This is a genomic window from Cryobacterium sp. M96 (assembly GCF_002929845.1).
In the GTDB taxonomy this organism is placed as follows: domain Bacteria; phylum Actinomycetota; class Actinomycetes; order Actinomycetales; family Microbacteriaceae; genus Cryobacterium; species Cryobacterium sandaracinum.
The window spans coordinates 91,962-107,415 of record NZ_PJJS01000044.1; the positions used below are offsets into that span (position 1 = coordinate 91,962).

At 59.1% G+C, this 15,454-nt stretch carries 16 protein-coding genes and 1 pseudogene; 3 read left to right on the plus strand and 14 right to left on the minus strand.

Annotated features, from left to right (window positions below; all coding sequences use genetic code 11):
- Positions 1–66: 66 nt before the first annotated feature.
- Positions 67–282 carry a twin-arginine translocase TatA/TatE family subunit gene (gene tatA / locus CXY79_RS07180; RefSeq protein ID WP_104100451.1) on the minus strand — a complete coding sequence of 72 codons (216 nt, stop codon included), beginning with the start codon at positions 280–282 and terminating at the stop codon, positions 67–69.
- 290 nt (positions 283–572) lie between these two features.
- Positions 573–899, minus strand: coding sequence for a fibronectin type III-like domain-contianing protein (locus CXY79_RS16900; RefSeq protein ID WP_369827954.1), 327 nt, complete (start codon positions 897–899; stop codon positions 573–575).
- 188 nt (positions 900–1,087) lie between these two features.
- Between CXY79_RS16900 and CXY79_RS07190 the strand changes: the two genes are divergently transcribed.
- A complete protein-coding gene (locus CXY79_RS07190; RefSeq protein WP_104100453.1) occupies positions 1,088–2,389 on the plus strand; it encodes a glycosyl hydrolase in 1,302 nt (433 codons plus the stop codon).
- 535 nt (positions 2,390–2,924) lie between these two features.
- Here CXY79_RS07190 and CXY79_RS07200 read toward each other — a convergent pair.
- From CXY79_RS07200 to CXY79_RS07230, 7 genes are all read right to left on the minus strand, one after another.
- On the minus strand, positions 2,925–3,932 hold the full coding sequence (locus CXY79_RS07200; RefSeq protein WP_104100454.1) for a sugar phosphate isomerase/epimerase: 1,008 nt from the start codon (positions 3,930–3,932) through the stop codon (positions 2,925–2,927).
- A 28-nt stretch (positions 3,933–3,960) separates the two neighbouring features.
- The gene (locus CXY79_RS07205; RefSeq protein ID WP_104100455.1) at positions 3,961–5,100 is read right to left on the minus strand and encodes a Gfo/Idh/MocA family protein; all 1,140 of its coding nucleotides are present in this window, start codon (positions 5,098–5,100) and stop codon (positions 3,961–3,963) included.
- Positions 5,100–6,074 (minus strand): ABC transporter permease, encoded by a 975-nt coding sequence (locus tag CXY79_RS07210; RefSeq protein WP_104100456.1) that lies wholly within the window; start codon positions 6,072–6,074, stop codon positions 5,100–5,102. The genes CXY79_RS07205 and CXY79_RS07210 overlap by 1 nt, the downstream gene beginning before the upstream one ends.
- The gene (locus CXY79_RS07215; protein WP_199186739.1) at positions 6,075–7,583 is read right to left on the minus strand and encodes a sugar ABC transporter ATP-binding protein; all 1,509 of its coding nucleotides are present in this window, start codon (positions 7,581–7,583) and stop codon (positions 6,075–6,077) included.
- Positions 7,584–7,588: 5 nt separating this feature from the next.
- A complete protein-coding gene (locus CXY79_RS07220) occupies positions 7,589–8,779 on the minus strand; it encodes a Gfo/Idh/MocA family protein (protein ID WP_104100457.1) in 1,191 nt (396 codons plus the stop codon).
- Positions 8,780–8,914: 135 nt separating this feature from the next.
- Positions 8,915–10,072 (minus strand): substrate-binding domain-containing protein, encoded by a 1,158-nt coding sequence (locus CXY79_RS07225; protein ID WP_104100458.1) that lies wholly within the window; start codon positions 10,070–10,072, stop codon positions 8,915–8,917.
- Positions 10,073–10,124: 52 nt separating this feature from the next.
- Positions 10,125–10,946 (minus strand): sugar phosphate isomerase/epimerase, encoded by an 822-nt coding sequence (locus tag CXY79_RS07230; protein ID WP_104100459.1) that lies wholly within the window; start codon positions 10,944–10,946, stop codon positions 10,125–10,127.
- 198 nt (positions 10,947–11,144) lie between these two features.
- Here CXY79_RS07230 and CXY79_RS07235 point away from each other — a divergent pair, with 198 nt between their 5' ends.
- Complete coding sequence (locus CXY79_RS07235) at positions 11,145–12,359, plus strand: ROK family protein (RefSeq protein WP_104100460.1); 1,215 nt, start codon at positions 11,145–11,147, stop codon at positions 12,357–12,359.
- A 163-nt stretch (positions 12,360–12,522) separates the two neighbouring features.
- Here the strand turns inward: CXY79_RS07235 and CXY79_RS16435 are convergent.
- Positions 12,523–12,658 (minus strand): annotated as a pseudogene (locus CXY79_RS16435) (IS481 family transposase); the annotation flags it as partial.
- A gap of 30 nt (positions 12,659–12,688) precedes the next feature.
- On the opposite strand from CXY79_RS16435, the gene CXY79_RS07240 reads away from it, so the two are divergent.
- Entirely contained in the window at positions 12,689–12,973 is a 285-nt protein-coding gene (locus tag CXY79_RS07240; protein ID WP_146068110.1) for a hypothetical protein, read from the plus strand.
- 425 nt (positions 12,974–13,398) lie between these two features.
- Here CXY79_RS07240 and CXY79_RS07245 read toward each other — a convergent pair whose 3' ends face one another.
- The 4 genes from CXY79_RS07245 to CXY79_RS16445 all read right to left on the minus strand — a co-directional run.
- Positions 13,399–13,752 carry a hypothetical protein gene (locus tag CXY79_RS07245; RefSeq protein ID WP_104100462.1) on the minus strand — a complete coding sequence of 118 codons (354 nt, stop codon included), beginning with the start codon at positions 13,750–13,752 and terminating at the stop codon, positions 13,399–13,401.
- A gap of 95 nt (positions 13,753–13,847) precedes the next feature.
- Complete coding sequence (locus tag CXY79_RS07250) at positions 13,848–14,291, minus strand: hypothetical protein (RefSeq protein WP_104100463.1); 444 nt, start codon at positions 14,289–14,291, stop codon at positions 13,848–13,850.
- A 265-nt stretch (positions 14,292–14,556) separates the two neighbouring features.
- On the minus strand, positions 14,557–15,288 hold the full coding sequence (locus CXY79_RS07255) for a dienelactone hydrolase family protein (RefSeq protein ID WP_104100464.1): 732 nt from the start codon (positions 15,286–15,288) through the stop codon (positions 14,557–14,559).
- Positions 15,216–15,454: hypothetical protein (locus CXY79_RS16445; protein WP_233191343.1), on the minus strand; the 239-nt coding region annotated here is incomplete at its 5' end. The genes CXY79_RS07255 and CXY79_RS16445, both read right to left, overlap by 73 nt.

A 15,454-nucleotide genomic window follows, 5' to 3' on the forward strand; every position in this document is an offset into this window, starting at 1 on the left:
AGCTACGAAAAAAGGAACGTCCGCGACAATATCGCGGGCGTTCCTTGTATGCCCTTTGGCACCGTCTCAGAGACGGGGGGCAGGCTCCGGTGACTCGGGTGTAGCGGCCACCGGGGCATCGAGGCCTGATTCGGCGGGGGTCGTACTCTGCATTTCGCTCTTCAAAATCTTTGTCGACTGCCCAAGGCTGCGAGCAAGGGCGGGAAGTTTGGACGAGCCGAAGAGAAGCACGACGATTGCAAGGATGATCAGGGAATGCCATCCGGTTAGGTTGCTGAACATGCGGGTCCGATCTGTAATTCGGTAGGGGTGTCGATACCGCCCCCATCAAGGGGGAGGTGGACAACGTCAATCCGAAATCTCCGCGGCCGCTCAATCGCGACGCTAAACGTCGTTGAACGCATCCGAACTAGCGATGACCTACTAAGTAATTTAGCACTCTGCGTTGCGGACCCGGAGTGGGGACGACGACGAGTCGATATTCGGGTGAGCAATGAGGTCGTTGTAGCCGCCGAAAGCATTCGCAACTTTTAATTCTTCAGCGAGCTGGTCGGCGCTTTCCTGGCTCCGGCTCAAGACGGGGACAAGTCGGGCTGATTCAGTCTTCTCAGCGGGAATGTGGCCTCCTTGGTCCAGCCGCCGGCCCCGATGATGCCGACTGTGACGGTGTAAGTACCGCCGACAATGCGCAACGCCGCGGCGTTCTCATCCCAGTGGGTACAGCTCCGCGGTTCGAGGGCGAGTTGAACGGCCTCGCTCTCGCCCGCGTGGAGGTGCACTCGGGTGAAAGGGGCGATTTGTTGCAGGTGACCAGGCTCTGCTCCTTGGTGTCTCGCAGGAGTGAGGTGTTCCCGGGCGAGCCGGATCCGCCAGCAGGCACGGCGCGACTCTCCTCGCACGCCACCACCTCCTGGGTACCCCAACGTGCTGGCCTGAAGTACATGCGGACCGACGTTTTTTTATTTGCGGCCAGCAGACCCCGCGGATTCCGCGGGCCCCCTTGATGCCCTACTCTGACGACACAAGAGATTTTCACTGCGGCATTGTGCCGTGGTATCCGAGTGAATCTCCCCACCCGGGAGCTTCCATGCGCGCACACCGTCACATCCGATCCGCGGTCGCGGTTTCGGTCGTGTTACTTACCATCCTGGCCGGATCCACCGGCATGGCTGCCGCCCCCAGCGCGTCAGCCGCGTCGAGTGCCACCACTCTCTCATTGAGCCCGAACACCGGCCCGGCCGGCTCCACACTCACCGCCAGCGGACGCGGATTTCCGCGAAACACCGCGGGCACGGTGACCATGGGAACTACCCGTCTTGCGGTTCAAACCTGGGCGAACGGAACCTTCAGCGCCGATCTGACGGTTCCCAACACCACAACCAGCATCCTGCCGGTGACGGCAACAGTAGGCACCGTGACGGCCAGCGCGTCCTTCACCGTCAGCTTCGCCCCCGTCTCCACCGCGGTGGACCCGGCAGCCACCACCACCCTCACCCAGCAGGCCATTACAACGAGCGCCCCAATCAGCGCGTCCCGTCTACGTTTCGGGGTGGCCACCCCGGGCGGCGCCCTGGCGAATTCCGAACTGGACGCGGTCGCCACTCTCGTAAACGAGAGCCCCTCGATCGTGATGTCGTACAAAGACTTCAACCAGGCCTTGTCGATCGCCGAACTCGACTCCGTGCGGGCGCGCGGAGCCACGAGCCTAATCACCTGGGAACCCTGGGTTTGGGGCGGCGGGCTAAGCCAGCCGGCCTACTCTTCTACTCGCGTCACTGACGGCACCTACGACACCTACCTCACCCAGTGGGGCCAGGCCTTGGCCGCCTGGGGGCAGCCGGTGATGCTGCGCTACGGCCATGAGATGAACGGCAACTGGTATCCCTGGGCGGATAGCGTTAACGGCAACGCCCCGGGCGACTACGCTGCGGCCTGGCGCCACGTGCACGACGTCGTCGCCGCAGCCGGAGCCACCAACGTGTCCTGGGTCTGGAGCCCGAACATCCCGTTCACCGGTTCGACCCCGCTGGTCGGACTTTACCCCGACGCCGCGTACGTCGACGTCGTTGCGCTGGACGGGTACAACTGGGGTACGTCGGCGGCCTGGAGCACCTGGCAGGCACCAGCGGCCCTCTTCGACACTGGGCTCGCCCAACTGCGCGCACTGGCGCCCGGGAAGCAGATCATTATCGCCGAAACCTCGTCCGCCGAGGCCGGCGGGTCGAAGTCGAAGTGGAACACCGCCTTGGTGGCCTACCTGGCGAAGCAACCCGACGTCACCGGTTTCGTCTGGTTCCACTTCCTCAAGGAGACCGACTGGCGCATCAACAGCTCCACAACCTCCACAAGCTCCCTCACCAAGGCACTGGCGGCGCGCTCGGTGAATTGAGCCGCCAGGTTGGTGACAGTCGACGGCTGAAATAGGAATCTCCAAAACGGTACTTTCGCAGTGCTCTAACTTCGTGGTGCACCGGATCCAGAACCCGGAAGACCTCCAGCACGTCCGACGAATGACTCCTTTCATATCCGAAGCGGTGCTCAGCCGCCTGCCGTCTCTGCCAAAACAGCACGCACTGATCTTCGGTAATTCAGTGAGCGTGCCCACGACATTCAAAGTTCGCAACGCTAGCCTTACACCGAGAAGCGACGATGCAAAGATCCGACACGTCTGGTTCGTGGAGGACGCATCGGTTGCCGCACTCTGAATGAGTGGGGGAGTGCCGCTCGGCCGGACTGGTGGGTTTCGGCCGGGCTGACGTAACCGGTCTTATCGGGGACCCAATGAGCCAGGGCTGAGTCCTCAGATCAACAAGTCAGTGGACAGCTGTTCACGCCAGCAACGCGTTGGCAGGAAACCGGGAACGGTTCAACCCGGCATGTGATTGATGTCATAGCTCTCAGCGACTTTGTGCGGGACTGCCCCATCAGTCCTGGTTGCTGAACACCGCGTCAAACGAAGTCGACGCTGGCGTCCAGAGTAGTGCCCGAATGAAAGCGAGCGCTTCCGGGGCACCGCGAAGTCGGTCCATACCGGAGTCCTCCCATTCGATGGAGATGGGACCGGTATAGCCGATCGTGTTCAGGGCGCGGAAACTGGCTTCCCAATCCACGCTGCCGTGACCCGCCGAGACGAAGTCCCATGAGCGTTTCGGGTCGCCCCACGGTAAATGCGATGAAAGCCGCCCGCGACGGCCGTCCTTCGGCAGCAAAGTGGTGTCCTTGCAATCCACGTGATAAATCCGATCGGCAAAGTTATGTATGAACGCCGCAGGGTCGATGTCCTGCCACATCAAATGTGAAGGGTCCCAGTTCAGGCCAAACGCCGGACGGTGTCCGATGGCTTCGAGCGTCTTCTCCGTCGTATACCAGTCGTAGGCAATTTCGCTTGGGTGAACTTCAAGGGCAAACCGCACACCATTGTCATCAAAGACATCCATAATCGGATTCCATCGGTCCGCGAAATCTTCATAACCCGCCTCGATGACATGCTCCGGTACCGGCGGGAACATGGCAACGTACGGCCATATTTTTGAGCCCGTAAAACCCACCACGGTGTCGACGCCAAGCCTGCGAGCGGCGATGCCGGTGAGTTTGAGCTCCTGGGCGGCGCGCTGGCGAACGCCCTCGGCTTCACCGTCTCCCCATACTCGCGAACCAACGATGGCATGATGGCGAAAATCGATGGGATCATCGCAGACGGCCTGGCCCTTGAGATGGTTCGAAATTGCAAAGAGTTTGAGGTTGTGGCGCTTGAGAATATCGCGGCGTTCCTGAAGGTAGGCATCATCTTCTGCGGCACGCCATACGTCGAGGTGTTCGCCTGAACAGGCGATTTCCAGGCCGTCGTAGCCCCACTCGGCTGCATACTTCGCGACCTGCTCAAGCGGCAGGTCGGCCCACTGACCGGTGAAAAGGGTGACGGGTCGAGACATGTGTTCCTCCTTCGTGGTCAGTATGAATCTACTGAGTTAGGGCTGCGTCGAGGACGCTGAGGCTGTTGTTCGTCACAGCAGTAGTTCCGTCAGTAGGACCCACGACGTCGACCCATCGGCCGGACTGTGCGGAAGTCAACACTGCATCTGTGATGATCGCAGCCCGTAAACCGTCGACAAACGTGGGAAGGCCATCGACATTCTGGTCCTGAAATGAAGCATAGGCATCCGCTGTAAAAGCGTTGAAAGCATCTTGATATCCCTTCGGATGCCCGGCAGGAAGATGTGCAAGACGCTGGGACGACAGGGCGGACAGCTCTGCGGAGCCAGAGTAGATTGTGCTTTCACTACTCTGGTTCGAAGCCGTGAACTTTCCCGGGTGCTCCTGGTTCCATCGGTATGATTCCAGTTCCCCATCAAAGGAAAAGTGGAGCCGGTTCTTGCGCCCATGGGTAATCTGACTGGCGATGAGCGTGCCGGATGCGCCGCGATCTGTCTCAAACAAGATGGATGCGGCATCTTCGGTCGACCCGCGTTCAGGATGTGATCGCGAGAGCGCTGAGACGAGTCTGGTGATGCGGTGCCCTGTCACGAACTCCATCAGGTCGCACCAATGAACGCCGATGTCAGCAAAGGCACGCGATGAGCCGCCGACCTTCTCATCGACCCGCCAGTTTGTGGTTGTGGGCAGTGCGAGCCAATCCTGGAGATACGAGCCGTGGAGCAGGTGCATCTCTCCGGCCGAACCGTGTGAGATGCGCGACCGAATTTCACGAACCGCAGGGTAATAACGGTAGATGAACGGAACGGCAGTCGGTGTTCCAGAGATCCTGGCGCGGCTCACCAGGTCTTCCGCGTCTGACACCCGCGTCGCCAACGGTTTCTCGCACACGACAGGTTTTCCGGCTAGAAGAGCCAGCCCTGCCTGCTCAGAATGAAACGCATTCGGTGTGCAGACATGAATGACATCCACCGCATCGGACTCGATCAAGGCGCGGGCGTTTGGAGCGATACCGTGGATACCCAACCGAGCCGCAGCGCGAGCGGAGCTGTCGGGCGAAGAGCTCGCGATCAGTACAACCTCGGAGCCGGCTGCCCGGATTGCCCGGGCATGTACTTCTGCCATGAAACCACCGCCGAGGATACCGGCTCGGAGTCGGGGCTGCATCAGCTTGAGGCCTTTTTGCTCGACAGGGCGACGGCGACAATGATGATGGCGCCACGAACGACCTGCTGCTGACTCACTTCAAGGCCGGCGAGGATCAAACCGTTGTTGACCAGGCCGATGAAAAGCGCACCGAAGAGTGATCCAATGATTGCACCGCGGCCGCCGAAGAGGGACGTTCCCCCAAGAATCACAGCAGCGATGACTGAGAGTTCATCACCGGTTCCCCACTGGAAGCGTCCAGACTGAAGTCGACCCGCGTAGAGCATGCCTGCGATGGCGGCCACGAGCCCGGAGAGGAGTAAAACGTAGAATTTGATCCGGGCGGTGTTGACTCCAGTAAACATGGCTGCCTGAGTATTCCCACCCGTAGCCCGAACTTGGCGGCCGAATTTCGTCTTGTTCATGACGACCGCGCCAATGGCCACAACGACCACGGCCCAAATCAGAAGGGACGGAATCGCGCCGACATTACCGCCACCGAAGATCTGGATGAACGTGGCATCGGCGATCGGCACCGGTGCAGAAGCCGTGATCCAGCGAGCCACGCCCACAATGAGACCGAGCATTCCCAAGGTCACGAGAAAAGACGGGACCTTGAGCCATGCCACGAGTCCGCCGTTGACAGCACCGACAACGAGTCCGACCAGGAGGCCGGCGAGAATGCCCGGTACCAGTCCATAGGAAGACACGGCCAGGGCAGAAACCACGGAGGACAGACCCGCGACAGACCCGATACTGAGGTCGATTTCGGCGGTGGCGATCACGAATGTCATGGCCACGGCCATGATCGAAATGGTGGCCGTCTGGCGCGCAATGTTCAGGAGGTTGTTGGCACTCGTGAAACCGCTGTCGCCCAGGAGTATGGCGAAGAGGATAAACACCACTACAAAACCGACGTAAATAATGTTCTGACGCCAGTCAAAGCGCTGAACAATTCGAAAACTGCGGGTCATTTGCGTAGTCAGCGTAGACATTTATGCTCCTTGCACAGCGAGTTGAAGGAATTCTTCAGATGGGATCTCGGCCCGCGAAAGATCGCGAACCACTTCGCCATCTCGGAGAACGAGGATGCGGTCGCTCACCGATAGCAGTTCCGGAAGTTCGGACGAAATGATGATGACGGCCTTGCCGTCGTCGGCAATCTGGCGAACCATAGCCAAGATCTCCTTCTTGGTACCGATGTCTACGCCAGCCGTGGGCTCATCCATCATGAGGATGTCTGGATCAGTGCCGAGCCATTTTCCGATCACGACCTTCTGCTGGTTTCCACCTGAGAGCCTCGAGACATCCATTGTTTGGTCGGCGACCTTGATGGAAAACTTGCCAATGATCTCTTGTGCTCGTATGGCTATCTTGGAGGAACGCAGGAGCGGACCACTCTTGAGTTCGTCGAGAAGAGGAAGGGTGATGTTTTCCTGCACGGAGTGCTCAAGCACCAGACCCTGAGCTCGGCGATCTTCGGGGATGAGTGCGAGCCCGAGGGAGATCGCGTGCCCTGGATTGCGAATGGATACGGTCTGTCCGTTGATCGTGATGGTTCCAGCGGAGGCCCGATCGATTCCGAACAACGTGTTCACGAGTTCCGTGCGACCGCTGCCCATGAGACCTGCCAGACCGAGAATTTCTCCGCGGTGCAAGTCGAAAGTGACATTTGACAGACGTTTGCCGGAAGCCAAACCGGTCACGGTCATCACGGCATCCGTGCTGATCTTCACGCTGCGGTCTTCGTAGGCCATGATTCCGGACATTTCTCGTCCAACAATGGCCGCGACAATCTGCGCCGGAGAGACATCGGAGAGTTTTGCGGTCAGAGCTTTCTTGCCGTCACGAAGCACGGTGATGCGATCGGCAACCCGGTAAACCTCATCCATGCGGTGTGAAATGTAAATGATGGAGATTCCACGGGCCTGGAGTCGCTCGATGAGTTCGAAGAGCGCATTCGTCTCGTGCTTGGCCAGCGATGCCGTGGGCTCATCCATGATGAGCACACGGGCGTTCTGGGCCAAAGCTTTGGCGATTTCGGTGAGCTGCCAGAGCGCCGTGGGCAGATTCTCGAGCAGGCTCGTGACGTCGACGCTGACACCCATGTCCACGAAAATGGCATGCGCTTTCTCACGGGCGAGTGAATCATTGATGAGACCGAATTTGCCCATGGGTTCAGCCGTCAGGAAGACGTTCTCCCAGACGGTGAGGGTGGGGATGAGGCTGAACTCCTGAAAAACCATACCGATGCCTGCAGCCCGCGCAGCGAAGGTGTCGGTCAAGGAGACTGTCTCACCCGCAACCCTCACCTCGCCGCTGTCACGCTGATACACGCCCTGCAGTATCTTCATGAGAGTCGACTTGCCCGCACCATTTTCACCAGCGAGAGCGTGCACTTCACCAGTGACCAGTTCAAAATCGACCTCGCGAAGAACAGGAACTCCGGTGAAGGCCTTGGTGATGCCGGACATCTCAACTGCGAGCACAGGAGTCGTGGACATCTGGTTTATTCGACCCTTCCGGTCTCGCGGTTGAGCTGAGGAACCTTAACCCACTGCCCGGACGCTGCCGAGCTGAGAATGGCGTGATCGACCAAAGCAACCTGGTAGCCATCGCCGAAGTCGGGGCGAACAGGGTCACCACCTGCAATAGCGGTGAAGAGGTCATGGGCTTCGATGATCTTCGTTTCGCCATAACCGATACCCAACGCAGGGATGGGCCACAGATTGGCGCCATTGGGGTGGTTGGGGCCGGTGTATACCGTGCGGAATCCGCGACGATCGTTTTCATCGCTCTTGAAACAGACCTGAAGTTCGTCCCTGTTCTCGTAGTTGAAGACGATGGACCCCTCCGAACCATGGATTTCGAGGGTGATGAAGTTGTTGCGACCCCAGGCATTACGCGTTGCTTCTACGGAACCGATGGCTCCGCTGGCGAACTTCACAAGCGACAAGACCTCGTCTTCTACATCAACGGATCCCATTGGTCCGCCATCGGTTTTGGAATTCCCGAGCGAGTCGGCACCAGCCTGCTGCAAGGGGCGTTCCGTGATGATGTTGGCCGTCAGACTGCTCACTTCGGTGATCTCACCTGCGAGGTAACGAGCCATGTCAAGCACGTGGGTCAGGATGTCGCCCACAGCGCCTGAACCGGCAATTGACTTCTTGAAACGCCACGACAGGGGAGAGTTTGGGTCGGCCGACCAGTCCTGTAAGTACGTCGCACGAAGGTTCAGGATGCGCCCAATGGCGCCTTCGTCAATATATCGTTTCGCCAGAGCGACAGCGGGGGTTCGGCGGTAGTTGAAGGCCACCATGTGGACGCGATCGCTTCCGCGCGAGGCTTCGTACATTCTCTCTGATTCTTCCACTGTGCGGGCCAGTGGCTTCTCGCAGATGACGTGCTTACCGGCTTCGAGAGCGGCGATGGCGATCTCCGCGTGAAGATTATTAGGGGTTGCGATGTCAACGAGGTCAATCTCCGGGTCATCGATGATGGAGCGCCAGTCACTTGTGGACTTCTGAAAACCGAAGCGCGCCGCAGCGTCTGAAGCCAGGTCATCCGTGGCCTCCGCGATGCTGTGTTTGACCGGCATGATGTCGGTGGGCCAGTAAAACATGGGGACAGCCGAATAAGCCAGCGAGTGGGCCTTGCCCATGAATCCGCCGCCGATGAGGCCAACATTGATTCTCTTCATTGTGAATTCCTTGTCGTTTTAGGCGAAAGCTTTGGAAAGGCTGCAACCTAGCTGTTTCTGGCAAAGCGTGAAGTCCGTGGGGCCGGCAGCAAAAGATGAAATGTCTGCTGCCGGTCCCACGGTTGGAAGTGCGTTTTATTTCGTGTAAGCGCTCGAGATCGAATCAGGTGCTTCGACCTGGTAAACCGTCTTCCACGATTCGAGGACGTTCTCGTGCGTCACCGGGAGGGCGCCGAGGGCAACGAAGTTCGGAATGTCTGCCTTGCCGATGAGTGCCGCTGCGCCAAGACGAGCCTCCGCTACACCCTGGTCATAGGGGCGCTGAGCGCCCAGGCCTACGATGAGCTCGTCCTTGGCCAGAGCAATAGCAACGTTGGTTCCGAGGTCTTCGGTTGCAATCTTCAGGTCCGGGCGACCGGACTCACGGGCAGCGGCCATGATGCCTTCGGCAGGAACGTCCCAAACTCCCCAGATTCCGGCGAGGTTCGGGTACTTGGTCAGCAAGGCGGTGGTGGCTGCCTGCGCGTCGCCAGCGAAGTCGGGGCCGCCGATACCCTTCTCTTCAACAATGGTGATGCCGGGGTACAAGGCAATCGTTTCTTTGAAACCCTCGTAGCGCTGTGCTGTCACGAAGAACTCCGCGTCGTGGAAGACGAGACCGATCTCGCCTTGGCCGCCGAGAGCTTTGGCCAAAAGGTGAGCTGATACGACACCGTTGCCTTTATTGTCGGCGGAGACAACCGAAACGTAATCCTTGCCGCCGACAAAACCAGCAGGAACGTTGTCCATGAAGACGAGCTTCACGCCGGCGTCGCGAGCCTGTGCGTACGCGGAAGCGGTTGCCACCGGGTCGGTGGGAATAGACACGATCAGGTCGGGTTTCAACGCGAGTACGGTCTCCAGGTCAGAGACCTGCTGCTCGGGTTTGAAGTTGGCGTCTGTCACTGCAACGACTTCCATGCCCAGGCGAGTGAATTCTGACTCGAGCCCTTCCACCTGTGCAGTGGACCAGTCGTTTCCGGCGTAGTGCATAACAATCGCGACCTTGAAGTTTCCGGTCTTGACCTTGGCAACTTCGTCATCGGTCAGCGTCGTTGCATCGAAACCCGCGGGTTTTTCGCCGTTCGGACCAACACTCAACACCTGTCCTGACAATTCGGACAGTGCCGCGTCTACCTGCGCCGACACATCAGCGTTTTCACTGCTCGCGGTTCCGGTGGCTGCTGTTGAGCATGCTCCAAGACCAAGCATCAACGCTGTGCCGAGGGCAAGCGCTGCAATTGATTTCTTCATTGAAATAGCTTTCTTTTTGTGGGAGAGGGGGGATTAGTCTCGAAGCGTGTTGCTAGTGGGCAAGAACGTCATCGAGGTACCGCTTACTGATGACGGCGGCGTCGGTGGGGTCGCCATCGTATGAATCCAGTTCGACCATGAGCCAGCTGTCGTAGCCAGCTGATCGAACTGCTGCAATCACGCCAGGAATATCGATGTCTCCCTGTCCAAGGGGAAGAAAATCACCGGTGGCGTATTTGTAGTCCTTGAGGTGTACGTGGGCCAAACGCTCGGCGTATTTTTCGATCAGTTCAACCGGATTTCCGCCACCAGCAGTCAGGTGGGCGGTATCGGGACAGAACTTGATTGTGGACAGACCCATCAGCCGTTCGAGGGCGTCCGGCCCCTCAACGATGGTTCCGAGGTGAGGATGGTAGGTGCAGTCCAGACCAAAGGAGGCGGCGATCTCCACAACCTGGTCAAGGGCACGACCCAGCTTGGCCATATCGTCTGGCTGCTCGCCTCGAGCGCGCTTGGCGCCACCGCCCACAACCAGCCTGGTGGCGCCGAACTCCGAGGCGAGCTTGGCCGACTGGGAGATTTTGTGAAGCTCATCTTCGAGGATGTCGTCATAAATGAAGTTGGCGCCGGTGTAGACGGCAACGAGCTCAAGCTTGGCCTTCTTGAAAGCATCAATCAGCACGTCTGGCCGATCGGCATATTCGGCGAGATCTCCGTCGAACACCTCTGTCCCCTGATAACCAGCGGATGAGATGTCCGAGATCGCTTCGAGGGTATCGCCGTTCGCACGATAAAAGAGGTCTTTCACAGCCGTGACGCCGGAGGGATGCCCGACGACCCCGCCCCATGTAATGGTCGAGTAGCCAATCTTCATCGATGTGCCTTTCATAAGTAAAGCTTTACTGCCCTGTGGCATTGATCTCATGGTGATTCTGTGTGTGGATCGATAATGACAGTGAACAATGGTCTTCTGTCGAAAATCAACATTACGTTACCTACCTGTTATCAACTACTGTCGATAACAACCAGATCAGGGGCAGATCGTTGCGTCCGGCGCCAGTAAAATTCGGGGATGGCTGAGATTCAAATCAAATTCAACGGCTTCAGTGCCGCAGCCCTTTTTCAGCTCCTACGAGATGGGCAGCCACGAACAAAGGCCGAATTGGTGACAATGACGGGCTTGGCTCGATCGACTATCCAGCTCCGCATCGACACTTTGCTTGATCTGGGCCTCATTGCACCTGTCAATGATGCCGTTTCTACCGGTGGTCGACCCTCAGCCCAAGTAGCCCTCAACCCCAAAGCCCGTGTGATTGCGGCCGTGGACTTTGGGGCAACGCAAGCGAGCCTGGCTCTGACAGATCTGGCAGGCGAGATCCTCGGCCGAACATCGTCAAAAATCATCATTGCGGATGGTCCTGAAACATGCCTCGGCTGGATGGTTAGGACAATTCGCTCAGAACTCGCATCTCTCCGCCTCAAAGAAGCGGATCTGATCGCCATCGGAATCGGTCTCCCCGGCCCCGTCGAGCACTCTACCGGGCGCCCTTCGAACCCACCGATCATGCCAGGGTGGGATGACTTCGATGTACCTGGCTTCGTCAACCACCATCTCACAGCGACCGTCCTTGTCGATAACGACGTGAATATCATGGCGCTCGGAGAGCAGAAGTTCGCCTGGCCCGACATGGAGAACATCATCTTTCTGAAGGCGTCCACGGGGATCGGCTCCGGAATTATCAGCAGCGGCGTACTCCAACGGGGAGCCGAAGGTATCGCAGGAGATATCGGGCACGTGCAAATCGCCCGCGGTCAGAACGTGCCCTGTCGCTGCGGCAACAGCGGTTGTTTGGAGGCTATGGCCGCTGGACCAGCGTTGGCTCAGCGACTAGCCCTCGCCGGAGTCGAATACAACGGCAAGTCCATCGCTGTTCTCAGCGACGTGGTGGCCGCCACAAAGGCTGGCGAATTGGCCGCCATTCAGGCAGTTCGACAGGCGGGCCGCGATATCGGCGAAGTCCTCACCACCTGCGTCAGCGTCCTGAATCCCTCCATCATCTCGATCGGGGGTTCCCTCGCCTTCGCCGGCGACCATCTTCTTGCCGGCGTTCGCGAAGTTGTCTATTCGCGCACGATGCCGCTGGCCACGGAACATCTCATCGTGGCACAATCTCGAGCCGGTGCCGACGCCGGCATTATCGGAGCCAGCGTCATGGCAATCGACTTCGCCCTCTCGTCCGCGAGCATTGACGCGATGGCGGCCGCGCTGGAGTCTGCAAACAAATAGCGGGCACTTCGGCAGGCAGTTCTTACCAGGAGCGGTCACTGCGAGAAGATCACCGGCGCGCTGCCGATGAATTGCACAACCTGGTAGGACGTGACCATGGAAATCCACTTGCAGATGCACGACGCATGGATCTGGATCGTTCTTGGCCATCGACCTAGATGTACTACCGCCCAGAGACGTTAGTTAAGCGGTTGATGGGCGGGTATTTTCCGATGGCGGTGTGGGGCTTTGTGGTGATCGTATTCGTGGATCCATGCTGGCAGTGCGTTTCGACGGGCTGATTCCGAGGCGTAGAAGCGCAGGACGTCTTGGACGAGAAGGGTCCCACCGTGGCAGCATTTCTCCGAGCCATCGATCGGGCCGAGCAACTCAGTGTGAGCGATTCAGCCGAGGTGGAAAGACTCCTTGCCCTATACGAAGAGGCCATGGACCCCGCCACCCTGGAAGCCCTGATCCCGATCATTCAGGCGCACGTCTCAGCCAGCTCACAACCCACCGAATCCGGTTTCGAGAAGTCCGTCGACTTCCACCTCCAAACGGGGTTGGTGGACGATGCTCCCGCATTCTCCGACATCATTCCAGCCGACTGGATCGAAACGGCGCTGAAAGGTTGAACCCGCACGAGCGGGAGCCGAAGACCGCCAACGGTGATCTTCGACTTCCATAATTTTGCTCTGATGCCGACTGATCTAGACCTTGCAAACTCCCACGAGGTTCCGAAACATTCGGTGACGACCAACCGAGACGGCTTTTCACCGCTCTGAAGAGAGCAGCGGACGGTGAAGCATCTCTCGCGATCGCCGCCCATCAGACGCTGAACTAACCTCCTTGGGCAGTACAGCTAGCGCGGAGGAGAACGGCGACAGCCGTGACGCCCGTTTCGTCGGCGTGCACTTCGGCGTAGGCGAGGCGGGTGTGGTCGTCGATGACAGCGTGCACGTAGTCATAACTGACCCGAACCTGCCCGGCTGTGTGGTTGGTGCGGGTTGACCGGGCTGGGCCCGCCAACCGCCGCCGTCGGGGATACGACCGAGCTCCTTCACGTCGATATGCCCCATCTCGCCACGGCGGCATAGAGAGGTTTCGTTAAGTGGAGGAAAATCCAGAAATCGTGGAGGAAAACGCCTTCTGCGATCTTGCGAGACCCGTGCCCCACTGCCTTTCGTAAACGGCCCACCAAAGGGCCGTTCGCGAAACTCTTCACGAAATGGTCCGGTCGAAACAAAAAGAAATCGCTCCTGAGGCCTCTCAGGAGCGATTTCTGGTTGAAGGGGTTCTCGCGTCCGATTTCGGTCGCGATGCTTGAGTTGTCGTCGTGCCATCGGCTGTCCTGCAGCTTTTTAAGCGTTTGCGCGCGCGCCGGATTGTCTCGAATGCTAAGTGTTTTTGCCATCTGAGCGGTATCTGGTCCTGAGCGGGACTGTTAGGTCCGTAGCGGTGGTCCGCCGGTTTCGTCCGATGCGAGGTGTTTGACCTTGTCGGGCCGCATCACGCCGGCCGGGTAGGTGTCGGTGTAGGGGTTGTGCCATTCGCGGTCGCGGCGGCGAATCGGGCGGACGACGGGTTCTCCGTGAACGTGTTTTTTGCGTTGTCCCTAATTTTGTCGCTGATGAAAGCGGCGATTTTGCGGAGGTTGAAGTTCGTCAGCAGGATGGCGACGATAATTTGCGCGGCGCCGAATCCGCGCACTCGGCGGCGCCTGGCGGACTCGATGTCCTCAGGCCCGTTGCTTTTGATCTGGTCGTTCAGGGACTCGATGGAGTTGCGAGCATGGTCGTGGAATTCATCCCATTCCTTCGTGCCGTATTCGAACGCCTCCGCGTTGCGCCGGTTGTTGGTAATGTCAAAGGACACGGAATGCTGGCTGCAGATCTTGTCCGCGAAGTCGGGCAGATCTTCTACGTCGACCGCGGGGCGGATCTTGTCCGTCACGGTCTTGAGCAGTTCTCATAAGGGGCAGGTCACGGTCGGGCTGGCGGCCAGTGCGGGGCAGCGCAGCACGACGCGGCCATTTGCATCGGGCTTCTCCTTGACGTGGAGTTGGAACGCGGTGCGGCTCTTGATGCGCTCCCGGTTTGTTGCTGTATCGATGATGGGCCATTCCGTCCTCATTGGGCCACGTGCATCGCGTATGGCGCTAGGTGTGATGCGCCGGGTGACCGACGAGCGACACCGTTTACGGGACTGGCTGGCTGGTTTAGCGTAGATGGGTTTTTAGGAAGAGGGATGTTCGCTCGAATGCGTCTGTCGTCTCGTCTGCGGCGTGGCGTGGAAGGTCCGGGTCCAGGGCGAAGCCGTGACGGACTTTGGGGTAAACAACCACCGCGGATTGCGTGGTGTTGTGGGTGAGGATTTCGCGCACCTGTTGGAGGTCACGGGCCGGGGTGCTGGCGTCTTTGCCGGCATATATTCCTAACCAGGGTGCCTTAAGCACGCGTACGGCATCGATTCCGCTGAGGATGCCAGGCCAGCGTGGCGAATCCAGGCCGGCACCGTAGAAGGTGACTGCGGCATCGATGTGCAGTGTTGCTGCCGCCCACAATGCGAGGGTGCCTCCCATGGAGAATCCTATTACCGCTACTTTCTGTGCTCCTTGGGCACGGACCCAGGACAAGGCGCTCTCGATGTCAAATGTGAGCCCTTCCCTCGTGAGGGTGTCGTGGTGACGGCGGGCTTGTGTGAATTTCCCATTGGTGACGACGGGGTCTGCGATGCGGTGGTAGAGGTGCGGCGCGGCGGTGATATAGCCGCAGCCGGCTAGGCGGACGACGAGAGCGGTGACCGGTGCGGAGAGGCCCCAGACCTCGTGGAGCACAATGACTCCAGCCCGGGCTACGCCCACCGGCATTGACACTGTCAGTGGGACACCACCAGCCCCTGCAGTTTTATTCGCATGCGAATGGTCGGAACGGGCCGGGATAGATTGCATGCTTTCTTCCGTTCGTTCAGGAATCCAGTGACAGCGGCTTCACCGGAGGTATCCTCGCCTTGCCCGCGTGAACCGGCGGACTGGGACGAAGAAGCTTCGTCACTGATCAGGTTACCGATGGCTTCAGGACGGCAACAGAGCGATGCCACCATACGAGGCTGCGCCC

Bases quoted from the DNA above. Each gene is read 5' to 3' on its own strand.
- tatA (WP_104100451.1), bottom strand. From the start codon at position 282: ATGTTCAGCAACCTAACCGGATGGCATTCCCTGATCATCCTTGCAATC.
- CXY79_RS07190 (WP_104100453.1), top strand. From the start codon at position 1,088: ATGCGCGCACACCGTCACATCCGATCCGCGGTCGCGGTTTCGGTCGTG.
- CXY79_RS07200 (WP_104100454.1), bottom strand. From the start codon at position 3,932: ATGTCTCGACCCGTCACCCTTTTCACCGGTCAGTGGGCCGACCTGCCG.
- CXY79_RS07205 (WP_104100455.1), bottom strand. From the start codon at position 5,100: ATGCAGCCCCGACTCCGAGCCGGTATCCTCGGCGGTGGTTTCATGGCA.
- CXY79_RS07210 (WP_104100456.1), bottom strand. From the start codon at position 6,074: ATGTCTACGCTGACTACGCAAATGACCCGCAGTTTTCGAATTGTTCAG.
- CXY79_RS07215 (WP_199186739.1), bottom strand. From the start codon at position 7,583: ATGTCCACGACTCCTGTGCTCGCAGTTGAGATGTCCGGCATCACCAAG.
- CXY79_RS07220 (WP_104100457.1), bottom strand. From the start codon at position 8,779: ATGAAGAGAATCAATGTTGGCCTCATCGGCGGCGGATTCATGGGCAAG.
- CXY79_RS07225 (WP_104100458.1), bottom strand. From the start codon at position 10,072: ATGAAGAAATCAATTGCAGCGCTTGCCCTCGGCACAGCGTTGATGCTT.
- CXY79_RS07230 (WP_104100459.1), bottom strand. From the start codon at position 10,946: ATGAAGATTGGCTACTCGACCATTACATGGGGCGGGGTCGTCGGGCAT.
- CXY79_RS07235 (WP_104100460.1), top strand. From the start codon at position 11,145: ATGGCTGAGATTCAAATCAAATTCAACGGCTTCAGTGCCGCAGCCCTT.
- CXY79_RS07245 (WP_104100462.1), bottom strand. From the start codon at position 13,752: ATGGCAAAAACACTTAGCATTCGAGACAATCCGGCGCGCGCGCAAACG.
- CXY79_RS07255 (WP_104100464.1), bottom strand. From the start codon at position 15,288: ATGCAATCTATCCCGGCCCGTTCCGACCATTCGCATGCGAATAAAACT.